This is a genomic window from Falsiroseomonas oryzae, assembly GCF_027856955.1.
GTDB classification, from domain to species: domain Bacteria; phylum Pseudomonadota; class Alphaproteobacteria; order Acetobacterales; family Acetobacteraceae; genus Falsiroseomonas; species Falsiroseomonas oryzae.
Genome location: NZ_JAPSMD010000213.1, coordinates 1 through 9,075, shown reverse-complemented (window position 1 = coordinate 9,075; position 9,075 = coordinate 1). Strand labels below are relative to the sequence as shown.

Annotated in this window: 8 protein-coding genes and 1 pseudogene; 7 read left to right on the top strand and 2 right to left on the bottom strand. The window is 72.4% G+C overall.

The genetic code is table 11. The annotated features are described in order from the left end of the window. Nucleotides 1-292 precede the first annotated feature (292 nt). From thrC to OZN99_RS18700, 4 genes are read left to right on the top strand one after another with little or no spacing between them, the layout of a single operon-like run. Complete coding sequence (thrC, locus tag OZN99_RS18715) at nt 293-1,699, top strand: threonine synthase (RefSeq protein ID WP_270936785.1); 1,407 nt, start codon at nt 293-295, stop codon at nt 1,697-1,699. A 16-nt stretch (nt 1,700-1,715) separates the two neighbouring features. Further along, nucleotides 1,716-2,981: a M16 family metallopeptidase gene (locus OZN99_RS18710; RefSeq protein WP_270936784.1), complete on the top strand. Its 1,266-nt coding sequence runs from the start codon at nt 1,716-1,718 to the stop codon at nt 2,979-2,981. Continuing rightward, nucleotides 2,978-4,309 (top strand): TldD/PmbA family protein, encoded by a 1,332-nt coding sequence (locus OZN99_RS18705; RefSeq protein ID WP_270936783.1) that lies wholly within the window; start codon nt 2,978-2,980, stop codon nt 4,307-4,309. The genes OZN99_RS18710 and OZN99_RS18705 overlap by 4 nt, the downstream gene beginning before the upstream one ends. After that, nucleotides 4,306-5,319 (top strand): sulfotransferase family 2 domain-containing protein, encoded by a 1,014-nt coding sequence (locus tag OZN99_RS18700; protein ID WP_270936782.1) that lies wholly within the window; start codon nt 4,306-4,308, stop codon nt 5,317-5,319. Before OZN99_RS18705 ends, OZN99_RS18700 begins: the two co-directional genes overlap by 4 nt. A gap of 13 nt (nt 5,320-5,332) precedes the next feature. On the opposite strand, the gene OZN99_RS18695 is transcribed toward OZN99_RS18700, so the two are convergent. Next, a complete protein-coding gene (locus OZN99_RS18695; RefSeq protein WP_270936781.1) occupies nt 5,333-5,587 on the bottom strand; it encodes a hypothetical protein in 255 nt (84 codons plus the stop codon). 185 nt (nt 5,588-5,772) lie between these two features. Between OZN99_RS18695 and OZN99_RS18690 the strand changes: the two genes are divergently transcribed. Together OZN99_RS18690 and OZN99_RS18685 are read left to right on the top strand one after the other, a co-directional pair. Further along, nucleotides 5,773-6,660 carry a LysR family transcriptional regulator gene (locus OZN99_RS18690; protein WP_270936780.1) on the top strand — a complete coding sequence of 296 codons (888 nt, stop codon included), beginning with the start codon at nt 5,773-5,775 and terminating at the stop codon, nt 6,658-6,660. Further along, nucleotides 6,657-7,076, top strand: coding sequence for a globin domain-containing protein (locus OZN99_RS18685; RefSeq protein WP_270936779.1), 420 nt, complete (start codon nt 6,657-6,659; stop codon nt 7,074-7,076). Before OZN99_RS18690 ends, OZN99_RS18685 begins: the two co-directional genes overlap by 4 nt. Before the next feature lie 18 nt (nt 7,077-7,094). On the opposite strand, the gene OZN99_RS18680 is transcribed toward OZN99_RS18685, so the two are convergent. Then, on the bottom strand, nt 7,095-8,696 hold the full coding sequence (locus OZN99_RS18680; protein WP_270936778.1) for an ABC transporter substrate-binding protein: 1,602 nt from the start codon (nt 8,694-8,696) through the stop codon (nt 7,095-7,097). Between the two features lie 115 nt (nt 8,697-8,811). On the opposite strand from OZN99_RS18680, the pseudogene OZN99_RS18675 reads away from it, so the two are divergent. Then, nucleotides 8,812-9,075, top strand: a pseudogene (locus tag OZN99_RS18675) (Tim44 domain-containing protein); the annotation flags it as partial.

Below are 9,075 nucleotides of genomic sequence, written 5' to 3'. Positions count from 1 at the left end.
CGGGGCCAGCGCCGCCCCGGCGATCCCGCCCAGCACCGTGCGTCGGCCGATGCGGCCGGGATCCGCCAGCTCGTCCAGCGGCGGCGCGCCCGGCCGGCGGGCCAGGTCAGCCAGCGCGACGGCGCGGCGAAGGGCAGCGAAGAGCGGCGTGCGCGACATGGCCCCTGAGGCTCCCGGACGGTTCCCGCCCGCAGCCTAGGGTTTCCGGTGTCTCCGATGCGATCCCCTCCTGCGTGAGCGGCACGGGGCGCCCCCTCGCACCGCGGCCTCGCCCGGACTACCTTCCGCCGCCATGCGCTATGTCTCCACCCGCGGCGCGGCCCCGCCGCGCGACTTCGAAGGCGTCCTGCTGGCGGGGCTGGCCGAGGATGGCGGGCTGTTCATGCCCGAGACCTGGCCGGTCCTGACCACCGCTGAATGGCGTGCTCTGCGCGGCCTGCCCTACCCGGAGCTGGCCGCCCGCATCCTCGCCCTCTTCACCGGTGGCCAGCCCGACCTGGCCACGCTGAGGCCCCTGCTCGCCCAGGCCTATGCCGGCTTCGGCCACGCCGCGATCTGCCCGCTGGTGCAGCTCGACCCGCGGGTCTTCGCGCTGGAGCTGTTCCACGGCCCGACGCTGGCCTTCAAGGACATGGCGATGCAGGCCCTCGGCCTGCTGTTCGACACGACGCTCGCCCGCCGCGGGGAGCGCGTGACGATCGTCGGCGCCACCTCCGGCGACACCGGCTCCGCCGCCATCGAGGCCTGCCGCGACCGCAGCGCGATCGACATCGTGATCCTCCACCCGGACGGCCGCACCAGCGAGGTGCAGCGCCGGCAGATGACCACGGTGCTGTCGCCCAACGTCGCCAACCTCGCGGTCGCCGGCAGCTTCGACGACTGCCAGGACCTGGTGAAGGCGATGTTCGCCGACGCGCCCTTCCGCGAGGAGATGCGGCTGGCCGCGGTGAATTCCATCAACTGGGCCCGGGTCGCGCTGCAGATCCCCTACTACGTCGCCGCCGCCCTGACGCTGGGCGCGCCCGACCGGGAAGTGGCCTTCGCCGTGCCCACCGGCAATTTCGGCAACGTGTTGGCCGCCTGGGCTGCGCGCCGGATGGGCCTGCCGATCGCGCAGCTCATCGTCGCCTCCAACCGCAACGACATCCTGACGCGCTTCCTGGCCGGCAACGACATGACGGTGCGGACGGTGGAGCCCTCGCTCTCGCCCTCCATGGACATCCAGGTCAGCTCGAACTTCGAGCGGCTGCTGTTCGAGCTGCTGGGCCGCGACGCCGCCGCCACGGCGGAGACGATGCGGCGTTTCCGGACCGAGGGCCGCATGCCCGTGCCCGACGCCGCCTGGCGGACCGCGACCGAGGTGTTCCGCGGCTTCGCGCTGGACGACCAGGGCACGCTGGCCGAGATCGCCCGGCTGCACGCCGCCAGCGGCTACCTGGCGGACCCGCACACCGCCATCGGCACCGCCGCCGCCCAGGCCGTGCCGCCGGTGGACCCCGCCATTCCCATCGTGGTGGCCGCCACCGCCCACCCCGCCAAGTTCCCGGATGCGGTGAAGCGCGCCACCGGCATCGCGCCCCCGCTGCCGCCGCGCCTGGCCGACCTATATGACAGGCCGGAACGCCTCACCCGCCTGCCCGCCGAGCTCGACGCCGTGGAGAGCTTCGTGCGCGCGCATGCGCGCCGCAACGCGGCGTGACCCGTCAAGGACCGCAATGACCGACGCCATCCGCCTGACCAAGCTGCCCTCCGGCCTGACCGTCGTGTCGGAGAAGATGCCGCGCGTCGAGACCGTCTCGCTCGGCGCCTATGTGGATGCCGGCACGCGGCACGAGACCGCCGTGGAGAACGGGGTCTCCCACTTCCTCGAGCACATGGCCTTCAAGGGCACCGCGAAGCGCGACGCCGCCGCCATCGCGCGCGAGATCGAGAATGTCGGTGGCCACATCAACGCCTACACCAGCCGCGAGAACACCGCCTTCTACTGCAAGGTGCTGAAGGAGGATGCCGGGCTCGCCGCCGACATCATCGGCGACATCCTCAGCCACTCCGTCTTCGCGCCAGAGGAGGTGGAGCGCGAGCGTGGCGTGATCCTGCAGGAGATCGGCCAGGCCAACGACACGCCGGACGACATCGTCTTCGACCATTTCCAGGCGACTGCCTACGCCGCGCAGGCGATGGGCCGCCCGGTGCTGGGCACCGAGGACACGATCAAGCACATGAGCCGCGACGCGCTGACCGGCTACATGAAGCGCCACTACGGCCATGGCCGGATGATCGTCGCCGCCGCCGGCGCGATCGAGCATGACGACCTGCTCGAGCTGGTGAAGGCGCATTTCGCCGACCTGCCGCACGCCGTGGCGCCGGATGCGGAAGCCGCGCGCTACACCGGCGGCGAGTTCCGCGAGGAGCGCGACCTGGACCAGGTGCACCTCGTGCTCGGCTTCCCCGCCGTGCCCGCGACCGATCCCATGCACATGCCGACGCAGCTGCTCTCCACCCTGCTCGGCGGCGGCATGTCCTCGCGCCTGTTCCAGGAGATCCGGGAGAAGCGCGGCCTGGTCTATTCCGTCTATTCCTTCGTCTCGCCCTTCGCCGACCACGGCCTCTTCGCGGTCTATGCCGGCACCGGCGAGGATCAGGCGGAGGAGCTGGTGCCGGTGGCGCTGGAGGAGCTGCGGCGCGTGCAGAAGGACGTGACGCAGGAGGAGCTGGACCGCGCCAAGGCGCAGCTGCGCGCGAGCCTTCTGATGTCGCTGGAGAGCACCGGCAGCCGCTGCGAGCAGCTGGCCCGCCAGCTGCAGGTGCATGGCCGGATCATCCCGGTGGAGGAGACCAAGGCGAAGATCGCCGCCGTCACCGTGGAGCAGGTGCAGCAGGCCGCCGCCCGCGCCTTCCGCGCCGTGCCGACGCTGGCCGCGCTCGGCCCCGCCGGCAAGGTGCCCGCACTGCCGGTGATCGCGGAGAAGCTGGCGGCATGACCGACCTGAACATCCTCGCCGAGCTCGTCGCCGCGGCGAAGCGCGCCGGCGCCGATGCCGCCGATGCGCTGCTGGTGCAGGACGCCTCGCTTTCCGTCTCCCGCCGGCTCGGCAAGATCGAGCAGCTGGAACGGTCGGAGGGATCGGACCTCGGCCTGCGCGTCTTCGTCGGCAAGCGCCAGGCCATCGTCTCCTCCACCGACCTCGACCCCAGGGGCTTCGCCGCCCTGGCGGAGCGCGCCGTGGCGATGGCGAAGGTGGTGCCGGAGGATCCCTTCGGCGGCCTGCCCGATCGCTTCGACCCGCCGCGCGACGCCGCGCCGCTCGACCTGCTCGACCCGACGGAGCCCACGGCGGAACAGCTGATCGAACGCGCCGCCGCGGCGGAGGACACCGCGCTGGCCGTCAAGGGCGTGACCAACAGCGAAGGCGCCGATGCCGGCTGGGGCCGGGTGCGCATCGCGCTGGCGATGTCGAACGGCTTCGCCGGCAGCTATTCCCGCAGCTCGCACAGCCTGTCCTGCACCGCGCTGGCGGGCAGCGGCACGGCGATGGAGCGCGACTACGAATGGTCCTCCGTCGTGCATCTCGCCGACCTCGAGGATCCCGCCACCATCGGCCGCAAGGCGGCGGAGAAGGCGATCGCGCGGCTGAACCCGACGCGCCCGAAGACCGCGCGCATCCCCGTGGTCTACGACCCGCGCGTCTCCTCCTCGCTGCTCGGGCATCTCAGCAGCGCGATCAACGGCGCCTCCGTCGCGCGCGGTACCTCCTTCCTGCGTGACAGCCTCGGCCAGCAGGTGCTGGCGAAGGGCCTGACCGTGCGCGACGACCCGACGCGCCGGCGCGGCCTGCGCTCCCGCCCCTTCGACGGGGAGGGGATGGCGGGCCAGCCGCGCGCCATCGTCGAGGATGGCGTGCTGACCACCTGGATCCTGGACTGGCGCGCCGGGCGCCAACTCGGGATGCCGTCCACCGGCCATGCCAGCCGCGGCACCGGCGGCCCGCCCGGCCCCGCGGCCACCAACCTCTGGCTCGAACCCGGCGCCGTCACGCCCGCCGCGCTGATGGCCGACATCGCCGAGGGGCTCTACGTCACCGACCTGATCGGCATGGGCATCAACGGCGTGACCGGCGACTACAGCCGCGGCGCCGCCGGCTTCATGATCCGGGGCGGCGCGCTGGCCGAACCCGTCAGCGAGATCACCATCGCCGGCAACCTGAAGGACATCTTCCTCAACATGGTCGCGGCCGACGACCTGGTCTTCCGCCGCGGCACGGATGCGCCGACCATCCGCGTGGAGGGGATGACCCTCGCCGGCGCATGAGCGAGGGGACGCCGATCACGCGCGAGGGCGTGGAGCACGCCTATCGCTACCTGCTCGGCCGCCCGCCGGAGAACGAGAAGGCCTACCAGTACGGCCTCTCGGCCGGCACGGTGGAGACGCTGCGGCGCTGGATCCTGAACAGCGCGGAGTTCTCCCAGAAGCTGCGCCGCGATGCGCCGCACGCGCTGCGCCGGTCGATCCTGGACGAGCTGCAGATGCCGCCGGCCGAGGCGCCGCCCTCGGTGGCCGAGGGCAGGCCGCGCATCGTCTTCCTGCACATGATGAAGACCGCCGGCACCTCGATCCGCCGCCGGCTGGAGGAACTAGCCGAGGGCGAGCCGGTCTTCCGGCGCGAGAAGGATGGCCGCCCTGGCGACGTGCCGGCCGCCGACCTCGCGCGCTACCGCGTGGTGATGGGCCACTTCAATATCCTGGACGCCCGCCACGTGCCGGAGCCGCGCCGCATCTTCACCGTGCTGCGCGAGCCGCGCGAGCGCCTGGTCTCCTTCTACCACTTCCTGCACCGCCACCGCGCGGAGGTGGTGGAGGAACGCGGCATGGAACGCGCGCGCATCGCACGCGCCTGCACGCTGGAACAGTTCCTCGCGCATCCCGACCCCGGCGTGCGCGGCACGCTGCAGAACGTCATGACCTGCACGCTGGCCGGCGACTACCGCCCGATCGGCGCCGACCGCTACCTGCAGCCCTGGGAGAGCCCGCGCGACGCGATCACCGGGCCGGAGCTGCTGCGCCGCGCGCTGGGCAACCTCTTCGCGCTCGACTTCGTGACCTTCGTGGACCGGCTGGAGGAGGATCGCCCGCGGCTGATGCAGGCGCTCGGCCTGCCCGACACCGGCCCGCTGCCGCGCGAGAACACGCGCGACGAGGTGAACCCGGTGGTGGAGCCGCGCCCCGAGCCGGAGATCACGCCGCGCGCCGGCGCGCTGCTGCGCCGCCTGACCGACCTCGACCGCGTGCTCTACGGCCTGGCGCGTCAGCACTACGGCTGAGCGCGACGCGCGCTCAGCCCAGCAGGTGCAGATCGCGCGTCGCGTCGGTCGTCGCGTTGAAGTCGGTGATCAGCGCGTAGTCGTTGAGCCCGTAGCCCGAGGTCTCCGCCGCCGCAACCAGGTCCTCCGCGCCGTCCTCCGCCGGCTCCGAGAACGTCCCGCGCTTCAGCGTCACGTCGCGCGTCATCTTCGTCAGCACGGAGACCTGCGTCTCCGTCGATCCCGCATCGGTGCCGTAGGCGAAGATGCCGGTGTCGTTCTCGATCATGTGCGCTTCTCCCTGGGGTTCGTCCTGCCCGCGCAAGGCGCGTGTTTCGACCGCGTCGCACGCAGCGAAACAACGGAAACAACGTGCCGCTTCCATCGGGCCCCGCCGATCTAGGAGTATCGGCGCAATCCTGGAACGGACATCTCCGCAGAAGCCGGGTGCGGAATTGCAGGCAGGAGGCACCGATGACGACGAACTGGGACGACCTGAAGGTCCTGCTCGCCATCAGCCGCGCCGGCACGCTGACGGGCGGCGCACAGCTGCTCGGCATCGACCAGTCCACCGCGGGGCGGCGGCTGGCGGCGCTTGAGGCCGATCTCGGCGCCATCCTCTTCATCCGCTCCAAGCTCGGCTTCACGCCGACCGCCGCCGGCCAGGCCGCCATCGCGCGCGCGCTGGAGATCGAAGGCCGCGCGCAGCGCCTGGCCGACGAGGTGGCGAATGCCGACCAGGGGCCGAGCGGCCTGGTGCGCATCGTCGGCAATCCCTGGACGCTGATGCGCCTGGCGGAGACCGCGCTGCCCGTGCTGCTGCGGCGCCACCCGCGGCTGGAGATCCGCACCATCGGCGGGTCGCAGCCGCGCAGCCTGGCGCGCGGCGACGCCGTGCTGGCGCTGTGGTTCGAGATCCCGCCGAACCAGACGGAATTCGCCGTCCGCCTGGGAGAGGTGCCCTACGCCATCTACAAGCCGCGCGGCGCGGATGCCGCGGCGCTGCCCTGGGTGTCCTTCTGGGACGACGACGCGCCGCGCCGTGCGCCCTGCCGCTGGATCGAGCAGAACCGGCCGGCGGCGGAGCGGATCTCCCTGACCGCCACCGATTCCAGCGTGCTGCGCGCCGGCATCCGCGCCGGGCTGGGCAAGGGGCTGCTGCCGATGTGCCTGGCGGAAGGCGATGCACTGCTGGAACGCGTCACCGCCGGCCCGCCGGACCTGGTGCGCGCGCTGCACCTGCACGCCCATCCCGACACCATCCAGACCGCGCGCATCCAGGCGACCATGGCCTGGCTGCGGGAGAGCTTCGCGCAGGTCTTCACCCCCTGCGCCACGCCGCCGCAGGACCTCGCGGCATGAGCGCGCTGACCGAGGACGAGCTCGACCTGGTGCGCGCCAGCTTCCGCGACTTCGCGCTGGCCGGGCAGGAAGGCGCGCAGATGTTCTACGACCGCCTCTTCGCCATCGCGCCGCCGCTGCGGCGGCTGTTCCCCGCCGACATGCAGGAGCAGTGCGCGAAGCTGATGAGCATGCTGGGCGCCATCGTCGCGCAGCTGCACGACCACGCCGCGCTGCGCCCGCTGGTGGGCGACCTGGCGCGCCGCCATGTCGCCTATGGCGCGCGGCCGGAGCACTACGCCGCGATCGGCGACGCGCTGCTCTGGACGCTGGAGAGGCGGCTCGGCCCGGTCTTCACCGCCGCCCACGCGGCCGCCTGGCAGCGCGCCTATGCCGCGCTGTCCGGCACCATGGTGGAGGAAGCCGCCGCGGCGTGAGCGGCGACGGCCGCGCCGCTACTCCACGCGGATCTCGCGCACCTGGAACTGGTTGTCCGCGCGGTGCTGCACCGTCACGCCCGTGCGCACCGCCCAGGGGATCATCATGTGGTACAGCGGGATGTGGCCGAGATCGGCGTTGTGCATCGCATGCGCCTCCCGGATCAGGGCGCGGCGGCGCTCCGGGTCCTGCTCGGCGTCGATGCGCGGCAGCATCGCGTCGAAGGCCGGGTTGGAATAGCCGCCGGCGTTCCACGTCGCCGCGCCGCCCACGCTGCGCGACGCCATGATGGCGCGCAGCGTGTAGCTGCCGTCGAAGGTCGGCACGCCCCAGCTGAGCATGTACATCATCGGTTCCTGCCGGCGGACGCGCTGGCTGAACACCGCGTTGGGATGGATGGTCAGCTGCGCGCGGATGCCGACGCGCGCCAGCATCGCCGCCACCGCCTGGCAGGCCTCGTCATAGGTGCCGACCGGGCAGTCCATCGGCACCGAGAAGCCGTTGGGATAGCCGGCCTCGGCCAGCAGCGCGCGGGCGCGCGCCGGGTCATGGGGCGTGCGCCGGTCCGTCTCCCGCGCCCAGCCATTGACGAACTCGGTCCACATGCTGCCCGTCGGTACGCCCTGGCCGCGCAGGGTCGTCCGCCGCAACGCATCCAGGTCCATCGCATGCGCGATCGCCTGGCGCACGCGCAGGTCCTTCAGCGGGTTGCGGCCGCGCACATCGCTGCCCTGCAGCTCCTCCACGTCCTGCCGCATCCCGATCCAGACGGTGCGGTTCTCCTGCCCTTCCAGGATGCGCAGCCGCTGGTCGCGCTGGATGCGGGCCACGTCCTGCACCGGCACCACATGCACGAAGTCCACCTCGCCCGAGAGCAGCGCGGCCACCCGCGTCGCATCCGAGGTCAGCGTGATGTGGTGATACTCGGTCACGTTGCCCCGCGCGACGCCGCCGTTCTGGCTGCCCCACCAGTTCGGGTTGCGCACCATCACCGTGCGCTGGTCCACCTCGCGGTTGCGGATCACGTACGGGCCCGTGCCGTTGGCGTTGCGGACCGTCGCCGTCTCCTCCCGCTGCGCAAAATTCTGCGGCACGGTGGCGCGGTTCGCCTCCGACCAGCCGCGGTCCATGATCAGCACCCGCGTCATCTTGTCCGGGATGACCGGGTCCGGCACGCGGGTGACGACGTCCACCGTCAGCCGGTCGCGCGCCTCCACGGCCTGCACCGTGTCCACGAAGATCCCGTAGTTGGAGGTCGGCGCCAGCGCGCGCTGGATGCTGAACACCACGTCGTCGGAATCGAAGGCCTCGCCGCCGGCGAAGCGGACGCCGTCGCGCAGGTGGAAGCGCCAGCGTGTCGGCTCCACCTGTTCCCAGCGCGTCGCCAGGCCTGGATGCACCTTCAGGTCGTCGCCGCGCCAGGTCAGCCCCTCATAGACCTGGTGCACCACCAGGAAGGTGAACAGGGCATTGGTGGCGTGCGGGTCCAGCGTGGCGGCATCCACGCTGGTCGCCATCCGCAGCACCCGGCTGGGCGGCTGCTGCGCCCCGGCCGTCGTCGCCCCCGCCAGCAGCGCGGCCGCCGCCGCCGCGCCCATCAGCCATCCGACCCTACCCACGCCTGTCTCTCCGAAATTGAACAGGGCGCAGGCTGGATCAATCAGAAGGTTCTTCGCAAGCCGGCCGCGGGCTTCCTATATTGGGGCCATGAGAAACGCCGGAGACGTCTCACCGATGCACCCCGCCCGCAAGCGCCGCAAGGGCGCTGCCCTCTTCGCCGCCTTCGCCGTGGTGGCGCTCGCCCTCGCCCCGGCCCTGGCCGAGGCCCGGCCGGGCGGCGGCTCCTCCTCGGGCAGCCGCGGCAGCCGGACCTATACCGCGCCGCCCTCCACCCAGACCGCGCCGGGCACGGTGCGCCAGTTCGACCGGACCGACACCTCGCCGGCCCGCCCCGCCCCGGGCGTGACGCAGCCCGGCGCCCCGCGCCCGGCCACCGCT